The following is a 19527-nucleotide window of genomic DNA, read 5'->3' as shown; positions in this document are numbered from 1 at the left end:
CCATCTACCCACAACAAGAGCCCACGACATGAACGTCTATGACACCCTGAAGTCCCTGAACATCGAACTCCCCCCCGTGTCCGTGCCCGCTGCGGCCTATGTGCCTTTTGTGCAAACCGGCAACCTGGTCTTTTTATCGGGCCACGTCGCCAAAAAAGACGGCAAAGCGTGGGTGGGGCAATTGGGCAAGAACATCGACACCGCCGAAGGCCAGCAAGCCGCGCGTGCCGTGGCGATTGACCTGATGGGCACCCTGCACGCGGCCGTGGGCGATCTCAACAGGGTCAAGCGCATTGTCAAAGTGATGAGCTTGGTCAACTCCACAAGCGACTTCACCGAGCAGCATCTGGTCACCAACGGCTGCAGCGAATTGCTGGGGCAGGTTTTCGGACCCCAAGTGGGTGCCCATGCCCGCAGCGCCTTTGGTGTCGCCCAAATCCCGATGGGCGCTTGCGTTGAGATCGAACTGATCGCCGAAATCCATTGAACGACCGAGTCCCATTGGCATTTTTGAAAAGAGAAACACCATGACCATTTCCATGTCCAGCGCCACCCTGCCAGTCTGCACCCGCATGCTCACCAACCTGAGCCATATTCTGGCCAAGGCCGAGCAGTTCGTTGAAGCCAAAAAGATCGACCCCACAGCGCTGACCACCTACCGATTGGCGCCGGACATGCTCCCTTTCACCCGCCAAGTGCTGATCGCTTGCGACGCGGTGAAAAACGGCGTGGCCCGTTTGAGCGGAGTCGAAGCGCCCAAATTTGACGACCAGGAGACCACCCTGGCCCAGCTGCAAGAACGCATCCAAAAAACCCTGGCCTTCATCGCTGCCGTGCCCGCCTCTGCACTGGACGGCACCGAAGACAAAGAAATCACCTTTCCGGCAGGCCCCGGCAAAACCCGCACCCTCAACGGGCAGGACTACCTGACCGGCTGGATGCTGCCCAACATGTACTTCCACATCACCACGGCCTACACCATCCTGCGCCACAACGGGGTCGAGGTCGGCAAGATCGATTACCTGCTGGGAGCTCAGGGCTGAACTGGGCGCTCAGGGCTGATTTGGCGAGGTCAAGCCTGATTTTTCCCCACAGCCCGCGCCCAAAGCTGTGGACAAGTGCAGGGAGAAGCCGCCAAAGGCCCGACCCGCATGGGCCGGCGGGGGATGCTTAAAAAAGCATCACTCGCCCTGGTTACTCCACCCGCGTGACCCGGTTCGGCTTGAAGCCCAGATCGGCCACACGGCCCTTTTTGGCGCGCGCAGCCTTGGCATTGTTCAGGCTACGAATTTCGAGCGTTTCTTCGCGCGCTTTGCCACCGCGCCCAATGCCTTCGATCTTGATGCTGCGGGTGTAGGCCGCAGCACCTGCCAAGGTGTCTTTGGCTTCCAGGTCGATGAGCATCAGGCCCCGGCCGCCTTTTTCCATGGTTTTGAGTTCGCTGATCTCAAAGGTCAACACACGGCCGCCCGTGCTGGCGCAGCACACGCTGTTGGCTACCGGCATGGCTTGTTTGTCGGCCGGCACGGTGGCGCTGGAGCCACTCACATGGCTGGGGGCGCAGACGGTTTCGCCATCGCCCAGGCTGATGAACGCCTTGCCCGCCTTGTTGCGCGAGACCATGTTCTCGACCGAGGCCATGAAGCCGTAGCCACCCGAGCCGCTGAGCAACAGCATAGCGTGGGCCGGGCCGGCAAAGTAGTGGGTAATTTGCGTGGTGGGCTCCAGCTCAATGAGCGTGGTCACGGGCTGACCGTCACCCCGTGCGCCGGGCAGTGTGGCCACAGCTACGCTGTAGATGCGCCCATTGCTGCCAAAGATCAGCAAGGTGTCGACCGTGCGGCATTCAAAGGTGCCGTAAAGGCCGTCGCCCGCCTTGAAAGCGAAGCTGGTGGCGTCGTGCCCGTGGCCAGTGCGCGCACGCACCCAGCCTTTTTCGGACACGACCACCGTCACAGGCTCGTCCACCACCTTGACTTCGGCGATGGCTTTTTTCTCTTCCTGGATCAGCGTGCGGCGCGGATCGGCAAAGGTCTTGGCGTCTGCTTCAATCTCTTTGACCATCAGGCGACGCAACGCGGCGGGACTGCCCAAAATCTCTTCCAGCTTGCCCTGCTCACCACGCAGTTCACTCAGCTCTTGTTCGATCTTGATGGCTTCCAGGCGGGCCAGTTGGCGCAGGCGAATCTCAAGGATGTCTTCGGCCTGGCGGTCACTTAAGCGGAAGGCTTCGATCAGCGCAGGCTTGGGCTCGTCGCTCTGGCGGATGATGCGGATCACCTCGTCGATGTTGAGCAAGACCAGCTGACGACCTTCCAGAATGTGGATGCGGTCGAGCACTTTGTTCAAGCGGTTCTGGCTGCGGCGGGTGATGGTAATTTGACGGAAAGTGATCCACTCCACCAGCATCTGACGCAGCGACTTCTGGATCGGCTTGCCGTCGATGCCCACCGAGGTCATGTTGATGGGGGCCGAGGTTTCTAAGCTGGTGTGGGCCAGCAAGGCGGTGATGAGTTCTTGCTGTTCAATGCGGCTGGTTTTGGGCTCGAACACCAGGCGCACGGCGGCGTCTTTGCTCGATTCGTCACGCACCACATCCAGCACGGCCAGCATGCTGGTTTTGAGCAAAACTTGGTCAGCGCTGAGCGCTTTTTTACCAGCTTTGACTTTGGGGTTGGTGAGTTCTTCGATCTCTTCGAGCACGCGTTGTGAGCTGACGCCTTGCGGCAGTTCGGTCACCACCAGCTGCCACTGTCCGCGAGCGAGTTCTTCGATCTTCCAGCGCGCGCGCACTTTCAGGCTGCCACGACCGGTGCGGTAGGCGTCGGCAATGTCGCTGGCCGGGCTGATGATCTGGCCGCCACCGGGGTAGTCGGGGCCGGGGATGATGGCCTGCAGTTCGCTGTCGCTCAGCTTGTCGTTTTTGATCAGGGCAACGCAGGCGTCGGCCACTTCGCGCAGGTTGTGGCTGGGGATTTCGGTGGCCAGGCCCACCGCAATGCCACTGGCCCCATTGAGCAAGCTGAAGGGCAAGCGGGCGGGCAACTGGCGCGGCTCTTCGGTCGAGCCGTCGTAGTTGGGAATGAAGTCCACCGTGCCCATGTCGATCTCATCCAGCAGCAAGCTGGTGATTCGGGACAAACGCGCTTCGGTGTAGCGCATGGCAGCCGCGCCGTCACCGTCGCGTGAGCCAAAGTTGCCCTGGCCGTCGATCAGCGGGTAACGCTGCGAAAAGTCTTGCGCCATGCGCACCAACGCGTCATAGGCGGCGGTATCGCCGTGCGGGTGGTAGCGGCCCAGCACATCGCCCACCACGCGGGCGCTTTTGACGGGCTTGGCGGCGGTGTTGTTGTTGGGCCCGCTGTACGACAGACCCATGCGGTCCATCGAATACAAAATGCGCCGCTGCACCGGCTTTTGGCCGTCGCACACGTCGGGCAAGGCGCGGCCTTTGACCACGCTCAGTGCGTATTCCAAATAGGCGCGCTGGGCGTAGGCGCCGAGGTGATCGCCTTCGGGGGCGGCGGGTTGCAGTGAAGCTTCAGGGGTCAGCAAATCGGTCATATTTTGTGCAAGTTCTTGGGTTTGCGTTCGGGTGTTGGGGGCAGTTGGGCGGGCATGGATTGGCCAGGCGGCAAAAAATGACTTCCCATCACTTGTGCGCCTGCACGCTCAAGCCCGTCCATTCTTGGTGAATGATGTTGGTGAGCAGCGCGAATTCGTCGGCCTTTTCAACGCCACTTTCTTTCCAGTAATCGGTCAACTTGTTGCGGGTTTCTTGCCCCGTCATGCGCTGCTGAATCCATTTCGTGCTGCGTCCCAGCTTTTGCCAGTTCTCGCGGGCGCGGTCCAAGCTTTGCGCAGGGTCAGCCATCTCTTGCATGCGCTCATGGCCCACCTTGGCCAGCCAGCGCTTGAACGGCTCAGCTTTGGGCGAGGGGATGGACTGGATCAGGCGCAAGAGTGTGGGCACATCGGCGGCATCGGTTTCGCGCAAACGGCCGTCGGCAGCGAGCATTTTCAACCGTACGATTTCTTCGTACGGTTGGCCAGATTCCTTCTCCAACTTGCGGCGCAAGTCGCTCCAATAGCGTTTGGGAATGGTGCTGTCGGTCAACACCTCCACCACGTCCACCACAGAGAAATACCACTTCTGTTGCGCAGCGTCCCAATGCGAGCGCACTTGAACGGACTCAAACAACTTGACTTGCGGCTGGTTCGTCATGGTTTTGACCTCTCCCTCAGCTATGGGCTTGATGGCTTTTGTCGTACCCAACGCTGGCCCAGCCATCGGCTTGCGGTTTTTCAAAGCGGCGGTTGGCCTGAGCCCTGCAATAGCGTTCGCTTTTCATAGGCACAGCAAAACCATTATGGAACGAGCACCTTTGGCACCCAACCTTTTGCAATGGCCCGCTTGGCAAAGCCTTTGGCATCAAAGGTGACCAGCGCATCGCAATGGCGGCTGCTGGCGTGGTGCAAGGCATCGGCAAAGTCGAAACCTTGGCTCAAGGCATCACAGGCACTTTGCAAGGCTTGGCGGTCTTGCATTTGCACCTGGGGCATGCTGAGCAAGTGGTTCAACACCTTGGCCACCGTGCGTGCCTCCAGTTTGTAGAACCCACGCAAAACCCACTCCAACTCCAAGGCCACGGTGGTGGCCACGAAGAGGGGTTTGCCACTCTCCAGCAAGGCACGGGCATGTTCACATTGGAGCGCCGTGGCGGCATCGGTTTGCTCGGCCTGCACGTAATAACGCGCCAACACATTGGTGTCCAACGCCGTCAGCTGCGAGGTGCGTTGCTTCATGGCTTGAGCGCTTGAGCCGCATCCCAATCGGCAGCCACGTGCGACCCCTTGACTTTGACCATGCCAAAACCCGGTTGGGGCGACTTTTTGGCAGGTACTGCGGGGCGCAAGGTGATACAAGTGGCGTCGGCGCTGAGGTCAAAGGTCACCGCTTGCCCCGGCATCAAGCCCAGCTGCTGGCGCAGAGCTTGCGGAATGGTGACTTGGCCTTTGCTGGTCAGTGTGGAAAGCATGGTTGACCTCATAGTTGATCTGGGTGCTGGTGAAAGCACCATGGCATTGTATTACCGAGTAAGAATTGACACCGATTTACACGTCGATTTCGATCGAGTCGCCGTGCAGTTCCATCAGCTCACGCCGTGCGGCAGCTTCGCCTTTGCCCATCAGTTGCATCATCAGGTTTTCGGTGCCCGCGTTGTCCAGCGGGCCCAACTCGATCGGCAGCAAGCGGCGCGTGTCGGGGTTGAGTGTGGTGTCCCACAACTGCTCGGCGCTCATCTCGCCCAGGCCCTTGAATCGGCTGATGCTCCAGCCGCCTTCTTTCACGCCGTCTTTGCGCAGTTTGTCGATGATGGCAGTGAGCTCGCCGTCATCCAACGCATAGGCTTTGGACGCCGGTTTTTTCCCGCGTGCAGGCGCATCCACCCGGAACAGTGGCGGCCGCGCTACATACAAATGCCCCGTTTCGATCAGTTTGGGGAAGTGGCGGAAAAACAAGGTCAGCAGCAGCACCTGGATGTGCGAGCCGTCCACGTCCGCATCAGACAAGATACAGACCTTGCCGTAGCGCAGGTTGCTCATGTCGGGGTTGTCGTTGGGCCCGTGCGGGTCCACGCCAATGGCCACCGAAATGTCGTGAATTTCGTTGTTGGCAAACAAGCGGTCGCGGTCCACTTCCCAGGTGTTGAGCACCTTGCCGCGCAGGGGCAAGATGGCCTGGCATTCCTTATTGCGGCCCATCTTGGCGCTGCCGCCAGCCGAGTCGCCCTCGACCAAAAACACCTCATTGTGTAAAAGGTCCTTGCTTTCGCAGTCGGTCAGCTTGCCGGGCAGCACGGCCACGCCGGAACTCTTGCGTTTTTCAACCTTCTGGCCCGCTTTTTGGCGGGTTTGCGCGGCTTTGATGGCCAGCTCGGCCAACTTTTTACCGTAGTCCACATGCTCGTTCAGCCAGAGTTCGAGCGCCGGGCGCACGAAGCTGGAGACCAGCCGCACGGCGTCACGCGAGTTCAGTCGTTCCTTGATCTGGCCCTGAAACTGCGGGTCCAGCACCTTGGCGGAGAGGACGTAGCTGGAACGCGCAAACACGTCTTCGGGCATGAGCTTGACGCCTTTGGGAAGCAGGCCATGCAGCTCAATGAAACTTTTGACTGCGGTGAACAGGCCGTCGCGCAAACCGCTGTCGTGCGTGCCACCCGCGCTGGTGGGGATCAGGTTGACGTAGCTCTCTCGCACCGGCGCGCCATCTTCGGTGAAGGCCACCGCCCACGAAGCGCCCTCGCCCTCGGCAAAGCTGTCGTGGTTGGAATCGGCAAAGCCCTCACCCTCAAACAAGGGGATCACCGGGTCGCCGTTCAGGGATTGCGTCAGGTAGTCGCGCAAACCGGCTTTGTATTGCCACAGCTGGGTTTCTTTGGTTTTCTCGTTCACCAAGGTCACCGTCACGCCCGGCATCAGCACCGCCTTGCTGCGCAGCAGGTGCGTCAGCTCGTTCATGGGCAGGGCGCTGGATTCAAAATATTTGGCGTCGGGCCAGGCACGCACGGTGGTGCCTTGTTTGCGGTCGCCTTCACCCGACTTGCGGGTCACCAGCTGTTCGGTCACATCGCCGCCCGAAAACACCAAGCTGGCCACTTGGCCTTCGCGGTAGCTGGTCGCCTCCAGGCGCTTGGACAGCGCATTGGTCACCGACACGCCCACGCCGTGCAAACCGCCCGAGAAGCTGTAGGCACCGCCCTTGCCCTTGTCGAACTTGCCACCGGCGTGCAATCGGGTGAAGACCAACTCGATCACGGGGGCGTTTTCTTCGGGGTGCATGCCAAACGGAATGCCCCGGCCATCGTCTTCGATGCTGACCGATCCATCCACGTGCAGGATGACTTTGATCTTTTTGCCGTAACCCGCCAGCGCCTCGTCGGCGGCGTTGTCCAGCACTTCTTGAATGATGTGCAGCGGGTTGTCGGTGCGGGTGTACATGCCCGGGCGTTGCTTGACGGGCTCTAAGCCCTTGAGAACACGGATCGAGCCTTCGGAATATTCACTCGAGGCGTTGGAGGTTTTGACAGTTGATTGGGTGGCCATGGTGGCGGATTGTAGTGGGATTTACGAAAGACCACTGGATGAATAGACAGTGGCTGGGCCACAGCAATTTCGCGAGGCATTTGCGAGACGGTTGGCGTTCAAGCAATTGGTTAAAGTCGGCGGATGCAAAACAAACCCCTGTCTCTTACCCAGGTGCTCCTGTGTGGCGCGGCCATCGTCACCCTGTCGATGGGCATTCGCCACGGCTTTGGCCTGTGGCTGCAGCCCATCACCCAGGCCCAAGGCTGGGGACGTGAAGAATTCGCCTTTGCCATGGCCATCCAGAACCTGTCTTGGGGTTTCATGGGCATTTTTGCGGGCATGGTGGCCGACAAGTTCGGTGCGTTCCGCGTGATTGCCTTGGGCGCCGTGGTCTACGGCGTGGGTCTGCTGGGCATGGCTTGGGCCACCGACCCCTGGGTGTTTGCCCTGTTCACCGGGGTGATCATCGGCACCGCCCAAGCGGGCACCACCTACGCGGTCATTTACGGCGTGATTGGCCGCAACGTCCCCGCAGAGCGCCGCTCTTGGGCCATGGGCATTGCAGCAGCGGCCGGCAGTTTTGGCCAGTTTTTAATGGTCCCCGTCGAAGGCATGCTGATCAGCCAAATGGGCTGGCAAACCGCCTTGGTCATTTTGGCGGCCGCAGCCATGCTGATCATTCCCCTGGCCTGGGGCCTGCGTGAACCGGCCTTGAACGGACCCGGCCAAGTCAAGCGAGACCAAACCATTGGCCAGGCTTTGCAGGAAGCCTTTAAGTACCCCAGTTTTCAGCTGCTGATGGCGGGCTATTTTGTGTGCGGATTTCAGGTGGTGTTCATTGGCGTGCACATGCCCAGCTACCTCAAAGACCACGGCCTGGCCCCGCAGGTGGCCAGTTATGCACTGGCCCTGATCGGCCTGTTCAACGTGTTTGGCACCTACATCGCGGGCACCATGGGCCCCAAAATCGCCAAGAAAAATATCCTGGCCTTCATCTACATTGGCCGCTCAGTGGCCATCACTTTGTTTTTGTTGGCACCGCTCACGCCCACCAGTGTTTACATTTTCTCGGCCGTCATCGGCTTGTTGTGGCTGTCTACTGTGCCGCCCACCAACGCGGCAGTGGCGCAAATCTTTGGCGTCGCGCATTTGTCCATGCTCAGCGGCTTCATCTTTTTCGGCCACCAAATTGGCTCGTTCATGGGCGTGTGGCTGGGCGGGTATTTGTACGACAAAACCGGCAGTTACGATGTCGTTTGGTACTTGGCCATTGCCTTGGGCATATTTGCAGCCTTGGTCAACCTCCCGGTACGCGAGAGCCCGATTGCCCGCCAAATGCCTCAAACCCCATGAGCACCCGACATACCTGGCTGCTGCTGGGGGCTGCCGCCCTGGGCCTGACGTTCTGGCTGTATGGCCAGTCCGACGTGGTCATCATGCTGTCCGAGCAGCTGTGGTCCTGCTTTTAAACCCTTGACTGCCCTGAAAACGCTGACGACATGCATGGCACCGAAAACCCCTCTGCCTGGCTGCAACGCTGGGCCCACCTGATCGCCCCGGGCAGCACCGTCCTCGATGTGGCCTGCGGCGCAGGCCGTCACATGCGTTATTTGGCCACTCTGGGGCACCGTGTCACCGGCGTGGACCGCAACCCTGAAGCCGTGACGCTGGCCCAAGGCAGTGGCGCGGTCATTTGCGCCGACATTGAAAACGGCCCGTGGCCCTTTGCCGGGCAAACATTTGGCTGCGTGGTGGTGACCCATTACCTGTGGCGTCCCTTGCTGCCCACCCTTGTGGGCAGCGTGGCTCCGGGGGGCGTGCTGATCTACGAAACCTTTGCCGCAGGCAATGAAAGCGTGGGCAAACCGTCGCGGCCTGACTTTTTGTTGCAACCCGGCGAGCTGCTCAGGGTCACCGAAGGCTTGCGCACGGTGGCTTACGAAGACGGCTTTGAGGCCTCGCCGGACCGCTTTGTGCAACGCATTGTGGCCGTGCGCGCTGGCCCTCAAGCAGCCATCGAACGCTGGCCATTGCAACCCACCTGAAACCGCACCGGCCTCGAGCATTTGCTTGGCCTGACATTCGTTCAGGCTCTACCGACCTGCAACTGACTGGCACTCGTTAGAATGATATTTTTCTCTGCTCAGAAACACCTGACATGACCACCGAATTTCGCCCCATCCGTGGCAGCATCCCTGCCCTGATCACACCCATGCTCTCAGACGGCAAAGTGGACTACCCAACTTTGCGAAAACTGATTGACTGGCATGTGGCCGAAGGCACCGATGCCATTGTGGTGGTGGGCACATCGGGCGAATCGCCCACTGTGACAGTGGACGAGCACTGCGAAATCATCCGTGTCTCGGTCGAACAAGCGGCCAAGCGCATCCCCATCATTGCCGGTTGTGGCGCGAACTCCACCACCGAAGCGATCAATCTGGCCACATTTGCACAAAAAGTTGGCGCCGACGCCCAGCTGCAAGTGGTGCCCTATTACAACAAGCCCACCCAAGAAGGCCTTTACCAGCACTTCAAGGCCATTGCCCAGGCCGTGCCAACGCTGCCCGTGATTCTGTACAACGTGCCCGGTCGCACCGTGGCCGATCTCCAGCACGAAACTGTGCTGCGCCTGGCCCAGGTCCCTGGCATCATCGGCATCAAGGAAGCCACCAGCAACATCGAGCGCGCTCAGTGGCTCATCCGTGACGTCCCCAAAGAATTCGCCGTCTTCTCTGGCGATGACGCCACCGCTGTGGCCCTGATGCTGTGTGGCGGTGCCGGCAACATCAGCGTGACCGCCAACGTGGCGCCCCGCCAAATGCACGATCTGTGCATGGCTGCACTGCGTGGCGACGTGCAAGAAGCCATGCGCATCCAGTTCAAACTGCTGCCTGTGCACAAAAACCTGTTTGTCGAAGCCAACCCCATCCCCGTGAAATGGGCCATGCAGCGCATGGGCCTGTGCGGCCCCACATTGCGCTTGCCCATGACCGAGCTGTCTGCGTCCCAACAGCCCTTGGTTGAAGCAGCCCTGAAGGCCAGCGAACTCATTTGATGGACACCCCAAGGATATTTGTGAACCCACTGTTTTTCAACGCCATGCCCACTTTACCTTTCAAACGCACCGCCACAGTGCTCGCCTTGGCCACTTTGCTCGGCGGCTGCTCGATGCTGCAGGAGGACAAAATTGACTACAAAAGCGCAGCCAATGCGCCCACACTCGAAGTGCCACCGGACCTGACGCAATTGCGCAAGGAATCGCGTTTCGCCCTCGAAAGCACGTCGAACACAGCATCGGGTTTTCAAAATGCGGGCAGCCGCGTGGTCGATGCGGGCACGGCAGCGAACGCCCTGGGGCCCGTCAGGATAGAGCGTCAAGGCAATCAGCGCTGGCTGGTGGCCAGTTTGCCAGCCGACAAAGTCTGGGAGCCCCTGCGGGAATTTTGGACCGGCAATGGCTTTGTGCTGACCACGGATGCCCCCGACATCGGCGTCATGGAAACCGAGTGGGCAGAAAACAGGGCCAAACTGCCCCAAGACTTCGTTCGCAGAACCTTGGGCAAAGTGCTGGACTCGCTGTACTCAACCGGTGAGCGCGACAAATTCAGAACCCGTGTAGAGCGCAACGCACAAGGTGGTGTTGAGATTTACATCACCCACCGGGGCATGATTGAAAACTACACTGACAATCAGAAAGGTTCTACCATCTGGCAACCCCGCCCCAGCGACCCTGAGCTGGAAATCGAGTTCCTGCGCCGCTTGATGGTCAAACTGGGCACCTCCCCAGAGTCAGCAAAAACCGCCACGGCGGTGGTTTCAGCAGCAGACACAAGCAGCCAGGTCAGCAACCTCCAAGGCCAACCCGTGATCGTGCTCCCGGACAACCTGGACCGCGCATGGCGCCGCACAGGCGTTGCATTGGACCGCAGCGGTTTCACCGTAGAAGACCGCGACCGCTCGGCAGGTGTGTACTTTGTTCGCTATGTGGCCGCTGGCACCACCAACGAAGCTACGGGATTCCTCGGACGTCTGTTTTCCAGTAAAAAAGATGTCCCTTCGACGCTGACCAAATACCAAATCAGTATCACGTCCTCTGGCGACAACCAAAGCACGCTGCGCGTGCTGACCGCCAGTGGTCAACCCGAGGCATCGGCCCAGGATGCCGAGCGCATTTTGAAGTTGATTGCGGCCGAGTTGCGCTGAACGCGTGATGTCAAGACCAAAAAAAACCCCGCCAAGCGGGGTTTTTTCATGACCCATCCGGTTTGCACCGGATGAAAGCGATCACTTGGCAGCAGAAGCCGCAGCAGCAGGAGCCGATGCGTCAGCAGCAGGCGCAGCAGCTGGAGCCGATGCGTCAGCAGCGGGTGCTGGAGCAGGTGCTGCGGCTGGTGCTGGCGCTGGTGCTGGGGCTTCTTTTTTGCCGCAAGCGGACAAAGCAGCAGCGGCGATGAAAACGGCCAGAACGAGGGACTTGTTCATTTTGATGTTCCTAAGGTGTGAATGTGAAAACAATTTCCGGAAATTGTTTCAACGGGTGTTAAAGCCGTCGAAACTGAGCCAAAAGCACTCGAGCTCTTTTGTGCCCAGCCCTTAATTATAGCGTTTTCCCTAGGCCCTCAAATGCACCTTGAACGTGAGTTCGCGATTATTCGAGTAAAAAATAATTGAAAACACGTCTGTTTAAACAGGCTTCAACCAGCCGGCACTCGCCCAATCGAGCAAAGCTGCCTTGGCATCGGTGCTCAAAATCTTGAATGTATGCCCACTGATGGCACGATCGTCGGCCAATTGACGCAAACCCACAGCATCACGTCCTCCGACCTTGAAGCTCTCTCCATTGATGAACAGGTGCTGGTCGTCGTACATCATTTTGGTGCGTCGATCGAGTTGAACACCCCCCGACAAATCGGGTTCGGCTTGTGCACCTTCGAACCAGACGTTGGCTTTCGGCTCGGTCAGGTATTCTCCCAGCAAGCTGTCAAGAAGTTGAGGGTTTTTTAAAGCTTTATCAACAACTTGCCGTGCGAAGCCAGACAAAGACGATGGAATAGCAGCAGGAGACGACACGGCCAGTTGTTTGGCATCACGGTAAAGCGCGTCGCCCACACCGTCAAAAGCCTCATCGGCCAGACCCAGCAACAATTCCCGCGCCAATTCGCCTTCTTGCGGCGCCCTGAAACCAATGGACCACGTCATGCACTCGCCGACAGCAACACCCTCGTGAGCGTACTTTGGCGGTAAATACAGCATGTCGCCGGGGTTGAGCACGAACTCTTCTTCGGCTCCAAAATTTTGCAAGATCTTGAGCGGCACCCCCGATTGCAGAGTCAAGTCCTTGTTGCGGCCAATGCGCCAGCGGCGCTGGCCATGGGCCTGCAATAAAAAAACGTCATAGCTGTCGAAGTGCGGCCCCACGCCACCCCCATCGGTGGCGTAGCTGATCATCACATCGTCCAGACGCGCATCGGGCACAAAACGAAATTGTTGCAGCACGGCGTGAACACCGTCGTCGTGCAGGTCCACGCCTTGCACCAAAAAGGTCCATTTTTTCTGGCTGAACGGCGGCAAACGCCGCCTCGGGAAGGGGCCGTGCTTCATCTTCCAGCCCTTGGGCGAATCCACGATCAAACGCGACTCCACGCCCTCCTCGCCCGCCAGCGCCACCAAGTCGGCGCGGCCCAAGCAGGGCACAAAGCCCGGGATGGCGTTGCGCACCAGCAAAGGCTTTTTTTGCCAATGGCGCTTCATGAATTGGCTGGGCGTCAGGCCGCCGAGCAGGGCCAAGGCTTGTTCTGTGTGCATGTTCCGATCCGGTTGCACAGGCCGAAAGACCTGCACTCAAAGCCAAGGCGGCCAAAAAGTGGCCGCCAAACTGCGACAATTGTCGTATGGAAATCAAGACACCTTCTGTGGTCGCACTGACCTGGACACTCAAAGACACCCTGGGCGAAGTTCTGGACACCCTGGACGAGCCCGTGGAATTTTTCATTGGCGGCCAAGACCTGCTGCCCAAGATCGAGGAAGCCTTGCAGGGCCACGAAAAAGGCGCCAAAGTCGACCTGCATCTGGAGCCCGAAGACGCCTTTGGCGACTTCGATGAAAACCTGTTGTTTCTGGAGCCCCTGACCCTCTTTCCCGAAGGTCTGGAACCCGGCCTCACGATCGAAGGCACCACCCTGCCCGAGGGCTGCAACCCCGAAGCCCCACGCAATGCGCTCTACACCGTGACCGAAATTTACCCCGAGCATGTGGTGCTGGACGCCAACCACCCGCTGTCGGGCATCGCGCTGCGCTTGCACCTGAAGGTCGAATCGGTGCGCGAACCCACCGAAGCCGAGGTGGGCAGCGGCAGCTGTGGCACTGGATTTTTCAAGATTGAAGTGGGTGACGAGGGCATCCCGACCGGCCCCACACTGCACTGACGCCAAGCAGCGCCCTGAAGGACGCTTATTTTTTGCCCGTCGAGCCGTAGCCGCCTTCACCACGTTCGCTGGGCGCGTTGAACACATTGACCACATTGAAGGTGGCCTGCACCACGGGGACGATCACCATTTGTGCGATGCGCTCCATCGGCTCAATCGTGAAAGCCACACCGCTGCGGTTCCAGGCGCTGACCATCAGCTGGCCTTGGTAGTCGCTGTCGATCAAGCCCACCAGATTGCCCAGCACGATGCCGTGCTTGTGCCCCAGCCCTGAGCGCGGCAAAAGCATGGCGGCGTAGCCGGGGTCTTTCAGGTGCACCGCAATGCCGGTGGGCACCAGCTGCCAAGCATTGGGCTGCAAGGTCAAGGGCGCGTCCAGGCAAGCACGCAAATCCAGACCGGCACTGCCGGAGGTGGCATAAGCGGGCAATTGTTCGGCCATGCGGGCGTCCATGATTTTGAGGTCGATGTTCATGTGAGGTTGTGCGTTTTGCGTTGGGCGTTCAGCGATGGGGGGACTCGCTCAAAAATGAATTCTCAAAGATTAACCACCAACACCGAACGAACCCGCATGCAGGGTTAAACGGTTGGCAATGTCGGTCATCAATTGGACGGCCAATTCCTGTTTGGGACCATGCGGCAACTCACGGGCCCCTGACGCGTCGACCAAGAGCAAGGCGTTGTCGTCTTGCCCAAACGTGTCCGGGCCGATGTTGCCCACCAGCAGCGGCACACCTTTGCGGATGCGCTTGGCCGTGGCATGGGCCAGCAGGTCGTGGCTTTCGGCAGCAAAGCCGACGCAAAACAGCGCGCCCGTTTGCGCCGCAGCCGACTGGGCCACGGTCGCCAAAATGTCGGGGTTCTCCACAAAGCTCAACTGCGGCGTTTGGCCAGAGCTGTCTTTTTTGATTTTTTGCTCGGCCGAATTGGCCGGGCGCCAGTCGGCCACCGCCGCCGTTGCCACAAACACGCCTTGATCTGGCACATGCACCTGCACAGCTTGCAGCATGTCGTGGGCCGAGCGCACGTTCACGCGCTTGACGCCCCGGGGGGTATGCAGACTCACCGGGCCGGCGATCAAGGTCACATCGGCTCCGGCCATGCGCGCCGCACGGGCAATGGCAAAGCCCATCTTGCCGCTCGACAAGTTGGTGATGCCGCGCACCGGATCAATGGCTTCGTAGGTGGGCCCGGCCGTCACCAGCACAGATTTGCCTGTCAACACTTTGGGCGTGAAAAACGCCTCCAGGTCTTCCAGAATCTCTTCGGCTTCGAGCATGCGGCCGTCGCCGGTTTCGCCGCAGGCTTGGTCGCCCTGCCCCACGTCGAGCACATGGATGCCATCGGCCTTGAGCTGCGCCACATTGCGCTGCGTCGCGGGATTGGCCCACATTTCGCGGTTCATGGCCGGGGCCAAGATCAAAGGCACTTGGGCAATGGGGCGCGCCAGGCACATCAGGCTGAGTAATTCGTCGGCCCGCCCATGCAGCAATTTGGCCATGAAGTCGGCGCTGGCCGGTGCCACAAGAATGGCATCGGCGTCGCGGCTCAGATGGATGTGGGCCATGTTGCTCGGCTCTCGGCTGTCCCATTGCGAGGTGAAAACCGGCTTGCCCGACAGGGCCTGCATGGTGACTGCCGTCATGAAGTGCTCGGCCGCCTCGGTCATCACGACCTGCACCGTCACGCCCGCCTTGACCAAGGCGCGGCAGAGTTCAGCGGACTTGTACGCGGCAATGCCACCCGACAAGCCCAAAACGATGTGTTTTCCAGCCAATGTGCTCATGCTGAGAAATGTAGCAGACGTGACTGTCTATAATCACGATTTCCACCTACCGGGGGCTGAAAGCCCCCGTCTTGGACATGACCAAATTCGTCTTCGTCACCGGCGGTGTGGTGTCTTCCCTGGGCAAGGGAATCGCCTCCGCATCGCTCGCCGCACTCCTTGAATCGCGCGGCCTCTCCGTCACCCTCATCAAGCTCGACCCCTACCTCAATGTGGACCCCGGCACCATGTCGCCCATTCAGCATGGCGAGGTGTTTGTGACCGATGACGGCGCAGAAACCGACCTGGACCTGGGCCACTACGAGCGCTTCATCAACACCCGGATGAAGAAGGCCAACAACTTCACGACCGGACAGATTTACAAAAGCGTGCTCGAAAAAGAGCGCCGTGGTGACTATTTGGGCAAGACCGTGCAGGTCATTCCGCACGTCACCAACGAAATTCAGGACTTCGTCAAGCGCGGCGCAGGCTATGACACACCCGAAGCGGTCGATGTGGCCATCGTCGAGATCGGCGGCACCGTGGGCGACATCGAATCTTTGCCTTTTTTGGAAGCCGTGCGCCAGCTCAGCTTGCGCATGGGCCCCAACAACACCGCCTTTGTGCACCTGACTTACGTCCCCTGGATTGCTGCTGCAGGCGAACTCAAGACCAAACCCACCCAACACACAGTGCAAAAACTGCGCGAAATTGGCATCCAGCCCGATGCCTTGCTGTGCCGTGCTGACCGCTATATTCCCGACGATGAACGCGACAAAATCTCGCTGTTCACCAACGTGCAAAGCTGGGGCGTGATCTCCATGCCCGATGTGGACACCATCTACAAGGTACCCCGCGTGCTGCACGAACAAGGCCTGGACGGCTTGATCTGCGACAAACTGCGCCTGAGCACCCCACCAGCCAACCTCAAACGCTGGGACGATTTGGTGCACGACACCGAGCACCCGCAGGGCGAAGTGACGATTGCCATGGTCGGCAAATACGTCGAATTGTCGGACAGCTACAAATCGGTCAATGAAGCGCTGCGCCATGCCGGCATGCGCAACCATGTGCGCGTGAAGATCGAGCACATCGACTCCGAAACCATCACCCCCGAAACCGTGGCCAGCCTGGCCCATTACGACGGCGTGCTGGTGCCCGGCGGCTTTGGCAAGCGCGGCGTAGAAGGCAAGATCGAAACTGCGCAATTTGCCCGCACCCACCAAGTGCCCTACCTGGGCATCTGCCTGGGCATGCAGGTCGCCACCATCGAATACGCCCGCCATGTGGCTGGCATGAAAGACGCCAACAGCACCGAGTTCGAGCCTGAGACGCCCTTCCCTGTGATCGCCCTGATCAACGAATGGAAAGACGCCGACGGCTCCATACAGGTGCGCGATGCCAACTCGGACTTGGGCGGCACCATGCGCCTGGGCGCGCAAAGCTCTGACGTCGCCAAGGGCACATTGGCCCACCAGATTTATGGCGATGTGGTCACCGAGCGCCACCGCCACCGCTATGAGGCCAACGTCAATTACCTGGACGACCTGCGCAAAGCGGGCTTGGTGATCTCGGCTTTGACTCAGCGCGAGCAGCTGACCGAGATCGTCGAGTTGCCGCAAACCGTGCACCCTTGGTATGTGGGCGTGCAGTTTCACCCCGAATTCAAGTCCACCCCGTGGAACGGTCACCCCCTGTTCAACGCCTTCATCAAGGCGGCCACAGAGCACCAGGCTGTGGCCTGATTTCCCTCACAGGACACCTTCATGAAACTTTGCGGATTTGACGTTGGCCTGCACCGGCCCTTCTTTTTGATCGCGGGCACCTGCTCGATCGAAGGCCTGGAGATGTCCATCGAGGTGGCGGGCCGCCTCAAAGAGGCTTGCTCGGCGCTGGGCATCCCGCTCATCTACAAAGGCTCGTTCGACAAAGCCAACCGCTCCTCAGGGCATACCCAGCGCGGCGTGGGCATCGATGCGGGCCTGAAAATTTTGGATGAGGTGCGCCGCCAGATCGGTGTTCCGATCCTGACCGATGTACACGACGAATCGCAAGTCAAAACCGTGGCCAGCGTGGTCGATGTGCTGCAGACCCCCGCCTTTTTGTGCCGCCAGACCGATTTCATCCGCGCCGTGGCGCAGTCGGGCAAGCCGGTCAACATCAAAAAAGGTCAGTTTTTGGCCCCTTGGGACATGAAGAACGTCATCGACAAGGCCCGCAGTGCTGCGCGAGAAGTTGGTCTGCCCGAAGACAACTTTCTGGCCTGTGAGCGCGGTGTGAGCTTTGGCTACAACAACCTCGTGGCCGACATGACGAGCCTGGCCGAAATGCGCAAAACTGGCGCACCGGTGGTGTTTGACGTGACCCACTCGGTGCAAAAACCGGGTGGCCAAGGCACCAGCAGCGGCGGCGCCCGGGACATGGTGCCCGTGCTGGCCCGCGCAGGCGTGGCCGTGGGGGTGGCAGGTCTCTTCATGGAAACCCATCCCATGCCCGCGGAGGCTTGGTCCGATGGCCCGAACGCTGTGCCCCTGGGCAAAATGAAAGCCCTGCTCGAGACGCTGGTGCAGCTCGATGCCATCACCAAAAAGAACCCATTTTTAGAGGACGATTTCTCATGAGCGCTTACGTCATTGCCCACGTTCAAGTCACCAACCCGGTGCAGTACGAAGAATACAAAAAATGGTCGACAGCCGCCATGAAAACCGCTGGTGCAGAAGTTTGCGTGCGCGGTGGCCAAGTGCAAGTGCTCGAAGGCGACTGGGCGCCCGAACGCATCGTCGTCCTGAAGTTTCCTTCTTTTGAAGCCGCCAAAGCTTTTTACGAACTGCCCGAATACCTCAAAGCCCGCGAAGCCCGGGAAGGCGCGGCCATCATGCGGATGGTGGCCGTCGAAGGCGTTTGATTTTTGGGCTGCTGCATGCCCGTTTTATTTTTCATTTTTGAGAGAGTCCCCAAATGAGTGCAATCGTTGATATCGTCGGCCGCGAAATTTTGGACAGCCGCGGCAACCCTACCGTCGAATGCGACGTGCTGCTGGAGTCCGGCGTCATGGGCCGTGCCGCCGTGCCCTCTGGCGCATCCACCGGCAGCCGCGAGGCCATCGAGCTGCGCGACGGCGACAAGAGCCGCTACCTGGGCAAAGGCGTGCTCAAAGCTGTCGAGCACATCAACACCGAAATCTCCGAGGCCGTGCTGGGTCTGGATGCCTCAGAGCAGGCCTTTTTGGACCGCACCCTGATCGATCTGGACGGCACCGACAACAAGTCACGCCTGGGTGCCAACGCCATGCTGGCCGTGTCCATGGCGGTGGCCCGCGCAGCCGCTGAAGAATCCGGTCTGCCCCTGTACCGCTACTTTGGCGGCATGAACGCCAACCAATTGCCCGTGCCGATGATGAACGTAATCAACGGCGGCGCGCACGCCAACAACAACCTGGACTTGCAAGAGTTCATGATCATCCCCGTGGGCGCGCCAAGCTTCCGCGAAGCCGTGCGCTGGGGCGCTGAGGTGTTCCACGCCCTGAAGAAAATCATCCATGACAAGGGCATGAGCATTGCCGTGGGCGACGAAGGCGGCTTTGCCCCCAACGTCGACAGCCACGAAGCGGCCATCCAGATGGTGCTGGATGCCATCACGGCTGCAGGCTACACCCCTGGTGAGCAAATCGCCATCGGCCTCGATTGCGCCGCCAGCGAGTTCTACAAAGACGGCAAGTACAAGTTGTCAGGCGAAGGCTTGGAATTGACCGCCGAGCAGTGGACCGACATGCTGGCCACTTGGTGTGACAAGTACCCCATCATCAGCATCGAAGACGGCATGGCCGAAAACGACTGGGATGGCTGGAAAGTGCTGACCGACCGCTTGGCCAAGAACGTGCAGATCGTCGGTGACGACCTGTTCGTGACCAACACCAAGATCTTCAAGGAAGGCATAGACAAAGGCATTGCCAACTCGATCCTGATCAAGATCAACCAAATCGGCACCCTGACCGAGACCTTTGCCGCCATTGAGATGGCCAAACGCGCCGGTTACACCGCCGTCATCTCGCACCGCTCAGGCGAGACCGAGGACAACACCATCGCCGACATCGCCGTGGGCCTGAACGCCGGTCAAATCAAAACCGGCTCCATGAGCCGCTCGGACCGCATGGCCAAGTACAACCAGCTGCTGCGCATCGAGGAAGACCTGGGCGAAGTGGCGGTGTACCCTGGCCGCAGCGCGTTTTACAACCTGCGCTGAGCATTC

The 19527-nt window shown here is 59.7% G+C and carries 20 protein-coding genes; 12 read left to right on the top strand and 8 right to left on the bottom strand.

The genetic code is table 11. The annotated features are described in order from the left end of the window. The first annotated feature begins 28 nt into the window (after window positions 1–28). Together Q0O99_RS10165 and Q0O99_RS10160 are read left to right on the top strand one after the other, a co-directional pair. On the top strand, window positions 29–487 hold the full coding sequence (locus Q0O99_RS10165; protein WP_293751014.1) for a RidA family protein: 459 nt from the start codon (window positions 29–31) through the stop codon (window positions 485–487). A 40-nt stretch (window positions 488–527) separates the two neighbouring features. Further along, window positions 528–1043 (top strand): DUF1993 family protein, encoded by a 516-nt coding sequence (locus Q0O99_RS10160; protein ID WP_293751012.1) that lies wholly within the window; start codon window positions 528–530, stop codon window positions 1041–1043. Window positions 1044–1194: 151 nt separating this feature from the next. Here the strand turns inward: Q0O99_RS10160 and parC are convergent, their stop codons facing one another. The 5 genes from parC to Q0O99_RS10135 all read right to left on the bottom strand — a co-directional run bounded on the left by parC (window position 1195) and on the right by Q0O99_RS10135 (window position 7107). Then, the gene (gene parC, locus Q0O99_RS10155) at window positions 1195–3564 is read right to left on the bottom strand and encodes a DNA topoisomerase IV subunit A (protein WP_293751010.1); all 2370 of its coding nucleotides are present in this window, start codon (window positions 3562–3564) and stop codon (window positions 1195–1197) included. Window positions 3565–3652: 88 nt separating this feature from the next. Continuing rightward, the gene (locus Q0O99_RS10150; RefSeq protein WP_293751008.1) at window positions 3653–4225 is read right to left on the bottom strand and encodes a Bro-N domain-containing protein; all 573 of its coding nucleotides are present in this window, start codon (window positions 4223–4225) and stop codon (window positions 3653–3655) included. 143 nt (window positions 4226–4368) lie between these two features. Then, window positions 4369–4806, bottom strand: coding sequence for a type II toxin-antitoxin system VapC family toxin (locus Q0O99_RS10145; RefSeq protein WP_293751006.1), 438 nt, complete (start codon window positions 4804–4806; stop codon window positions 4369–4371). Then, window positions 4803–5039: an AbrB/MazE/SpoVT family DNA-binding domain-containing protein gene (locus Q0O99_RS10140; protein WP_293751004.1), complete on the bottom strand. Its 237-nt coding sequence runs from the start codon at window positions 5037–5039 to the stop codon at window positions 4803–4805. The genes Q0O99_RS10145 and Q0O99_RS10140 overlap by 4 nt, the downstream gene beginning before the upstream one ends. A 76-nt stretch (window positions 5040–5115) precedes the next feature. Next, entirely contained in the window at window positions 5116–7107 is a 1992-nt protein-coding gene (locus Q0O99_RS10135) for a DNA topoisomerase IV subunit B (RefSeq protein WP_293751002.1), read from the bottom strand. Between the two features lie 123 nt (window positions 7108–7230). Here Q0O99_RS10135 and Q0O99_RS10130 point away from each other — a divergent pair, with 123 nt between their 5' ends. The 5 genes from Q0O99_RS10130 (at window position 7231) to Q0O99_RS10110 (ending at window position 11543) form a co-directional block, all read left to right on the top strand. Next, window positions 7231–8442: an MFS transporter gene (locus Q0O99_RS10130; RefSeq protein WP_293751000.1), complete on the top strand. Its 1212-nt coding sequence runs from the start codon at window positions 7231–7233 to the stop codon at window positions 8440–8442. A 146-nt stretch (window positions 8443–8588) separates the two neighbouring features. Continuing rightward, window positions 8589–9134 (top strand): bifunctional 2-polyprenyl-6-hydroxyphenol methylase/3-demethylubiquinol 3-O-methyltransferase UbiG, encoded by a 546-nt coding sequence (locus Q0O99_RS10125; RefSeq protein WP_293750998.1) that lies wholly within the window; start codon window positions 8589–8591, stop codon window positions 9132–9134. 113 nt (window positions 9135–9247) lie between these two features. After that, the gene (dapA, locus tag Q0O99_RS10120; protein ID WP_293750996.1) at window positions 9248–10144 is read left to right on the top strand and encodes a 4-hydroxy-tetrahydrodipicolinate synthase; all 897 of its coding nucleotides are present in this window, start codon (window positions 9248–9250) and stop codon (window positions 10142–10144) included. A gap of 44 nt (window positions 10145–10188) precedes the next feature. Continuing rightward, entirely contained in the window at window positions 10189–11292 is a 1104-nt protein-coding gene (bamC, locus tag Q0O99_RS10115) for an outer membrane protein assembly factor BamC (protein ID WP_293750994.1), read from the top strand. Window positions 11293–11363: 71 nt separating this feature from the next. Then, the gene (locus Q0O99_RS10110; RefSeq protein WP_293750992.1) at window positions 11364–11543 is read left to right on the top strand and encodes a hypothetical protein; all 180 of its coding nucleotides are present in this window, start codon (window positions 11364–11366) and stop codon (window positions 11541–11543) included. 229 nt (window positions 11544–11772) lie between these two features. On the opposite strand, the gene Q0O99_RS10105 is transcribed toward Q0O99_RS10110, so the two are convergent. Beyond that, window positions 11773–12894, bottom strand: coding sequence for a cupin domain-containing protein (locus Q0O99_RS10105; protein WP_293750990.1), 1122 nt, complete (start codon window positions 12892–12894; stop codon window positions 11773–11775). Window positions 12895–12980: 86 nt separating this feature from the next. Here Q0O99_RS10105 and Q0O99_RS10100 point away from each other — a divergent pair, with 86 nt between their 5' ends. Next, window positions 12981–13514, top strand: a complete 534-nt coding sequence (locus Q0O99_RS10100) for an FKBP-type peptidyl-prolyl cis-trans isomerase (RefSeq protein WP_293750988.1) — start codon at window positions 12981–12983, stop codon at window positions 13512–13514. 25 nt (window positions 13515–13539) lie between these two features. Here the strand turns inward: Q0O99_RS10100 and dut are convergent, their stop codons facing one another. Then, window positions 13540–13989: a dUTP diphosphatase gene (gene dut / locus Q0O99_RS10095; protein ID WP_293750986.1), complete on the bottom strand. Its 450-nt coding sequence runs from the start codon at window positions 13987–13989 to the stop codon at window positions 13540–13542. A gap of 69 nt (window positions 13990–14058) precedes the next feature. Next, complete coding sequence (gene coaBC, locus Q0O99_RS10090; protein ID WP_293750984.1) at window positions 14059–15300, bottom strand: bifunctional phosphopantothenoylcysteine decarboxylase/phosphopantothenate--cysteine ligase CoaBC; 1242 nt, start codon at window positions 15298–15300, stop codon at window positions 14059–14061. A 77-nt stretch (window positions 15301–15377) separates the two neighbouring features. Here coaBC and Q0O99_RS10085 point away from each other — a divergent pair, with 77 nt between their 5' ends. From Q0O99_RS10085 to eno, 4 genes are read left to right on the top strand one after another with little or no spacing between them, the layout of a single operon-like run. After that, window positions 15378–17024, top strand: a complete 1647-nt coding sequence (locus tag Q0O99_RS10085) for a CTP synthase (protein WP_293750982.1) — start codon at window positions 15378–15380, stop codon at window positions 17022–17024. Between the two features lie 21 nt (window positions 17025–17045). Next, window positions 17046–17900, top strand: coding sequence for a 3-deoxy-8-phosphooctulonate synthase (kdsA, locus tag Q0O99_RS10080; protein ID WP_293750980.1), 855 nt, complete (start codon window positions 17046–17048; stop codon window positions 17898–17900). Beyond that, window positions 17897–18184, top strand: coding sequence for a DUF1330 domain-containing protein (locus Q0O99_RS10075; protein ID WP_293750979.1), 288 nt, complete (start codon window positions 17897–17899; stop codon window positions 18182–18184). The genes kdsA and Q0O99_RS10075 overlap by 4 nt, the downstream gene beginning before the upstream one ends. 53 nt (window positions 18185–18237) lie before the next feature. Continuing rightward, complete coding sequence (gene eno / locus Q0O99_RS10070) at window positions 18238–19521, top strand: phosphopyruvate hydratase (RefSeq protein WP_293750978.1); 1284 nt, start codon at window positions 18238–18240, stop codon at window positions 19519–19521. Window positions 19522–19527: the final 6 nt, after the last annotated feature.

The organism is Limnohabitans sp. Rim8 (genome assembly GCF_945901735.1).
In the GTDB taxonomy this organism is placed as follows: domain Bacteria; phylum Pseudomonadota; class Gammaproteobacteria; order Burkholderiales; family Burkholderiaceae_C; genus Limnohabitans_A.
Note: the sequence above shows the minus strand (reverse complement) of the source record. Positions and strands in the feature narration are given on the sequence as shown.

What these genes read in the sequence shown, in the direction of transcription:
- eno (WP_293750978.1), top strand. Translation starts at nt 18,238, where the DNA reads ATGAGTGCAATCGTTGATATCGTCGGCCGCGAAATTTTGGACAGCCGC.
- Q0O99_RS10110 (WP_293750992.1), top strand. Translation starts at nt 11,364, where the DNA reads ATGAAAGCGATCACTTGGCAGCAGAAGCCGCAGCAGCAGGAGCCGATG.
- Q0O99_RS10165 (WP_293751014.1), top strand. Translation starts at nt 29, where the DNA reads ATGAACGTCTATGACACCCTGAAGTCCCTGAACATCGAACTCCCCCCC.
- Q0O99_RS10150 (WP_293751008.1), bottom strand. Translation starts at nt 4,225, where the DNA reads ATGACGAACCAGCCGCAAGTCAAGTTGTTTGAGTCCGTTCAAGTGCGC.
- Q0O99_RS10135 (WP_293751002.1), bottom strand. Translation starts at nt 7,107, where the DNA reads ATGGCCACCCAATCAACTGTCAAAACCTCCAACGCCTCGAGTGAATAT.
- Q0O99_RS10125 (WP_293750998.1), top strand. Translation starts at nt 8,589, where the DNA reads ATGCATGGCACCGAAAACCCCTCTGCCTGGCTGCAACGCTGGGCCCAC.
- Q0O99_RS10140 (WP_293751004.1), bottom strand. Translation starts at nt 5,039, where the DNA reads ATGCTTTCCACACTGACCAGCAAAGGCCAAGTCACCATTCCGCAAGCT.
- Q0O99_RS10105 (WP_293750990.1), bottom strand. Translation starts at nt 12,894, where the DNA reads ATGCACACAGAACAAGCCTTGGCCCTGCTCGGCGGCCTGACGCCCAGC.
- dapA (WP_293750996.1), top strand. Translation starts at nt 9,248, where the DNA reads ATGACCACCGAATTTCGCCCCATCCGTGGCAGCATCCCTGCCCTGATC.
- dut (WP_293750986.1), bottom strand. Translation starts at nt 13,989, where the DNA reads ATGAACATCGACCTCAAAATCATGGACGCCCGCATGGCCGAACAATTG.
- kdsA (WP_293750980.1), top strand. Translation starts at nt 17,046, where the DNA reads ATGAAACTTTGCGGATTTGACGTTGGCCTGCACCGGCCCTTCTTTTTG.
- Q0O99_RS10075 (WP_293750979.1), top strand. Translation starts at nt 17,897, where the DNA reads ATGAGCGCTTACGTCATTGCCCACGTTCAAGTCACCAACCCGGTGCAG.
- parC (WP_293751010.1), bottom strand. Translation starts at nt 3,564, where the DNA reads ATGACCGATTTGCTGACCCCTGAAGCTTCACTGCAACCCGCCGCCCCC.
- Q0O99_RS10085 (WP_293750982.1), top strand. Translation starts at nt 15,378, where the DNA reads ATGACCAAATTCGTCTTCGTCACCGGCGGTGTGGTGTCTTCCCTGGGC.
- Q0O99_RS10130 (WP_293751000.1), top strand. Translation starts at nt 7,231, where the DNA reads ATGCAAAACAAACCCCTGTCTCTTACCCAGGTGCTCCTGTGTGGCGCG.
- bamC (WP_293750994.1), top strand. Translation starts at nt 10,189, where the DNA reads ATGCCCACTTTACCTTTCAAACGCACCGCCACAGTGCTCGCCTTGGCC.
- Q0O99_RS10100 (WP_293750988.1), top strand. Translation starts at nt 12,981, where the DNA reads ATGGAAATCAAGACACCTTCTGTGGTCGCACTGACCTGGACACTCAAA.
- Q0O99_RS10145 (WP_293751006.1), bottom strand. Translation starts at nt 4,806, where the DNA reads ATGAAGCAACGCACCTCGCAGCTGACGGCGTTGGACACCAATGTGTTG.
- Q0O99_RS10160 (WP_293751012.1), top strand. Translation starts at nt 528, where the DNA reads ATGACCATTTCCATGTCCAGCGCCACCCTGCCAGTCTGCACCCGCATG.
- coaBC (WP_293750984.1), bottom strand. Translation starts at nt 15,300, where the DNA reads ATGAGCACATTGGCTGGAAAACACATCGTTTTGGGCTTGTCGGGTGGC.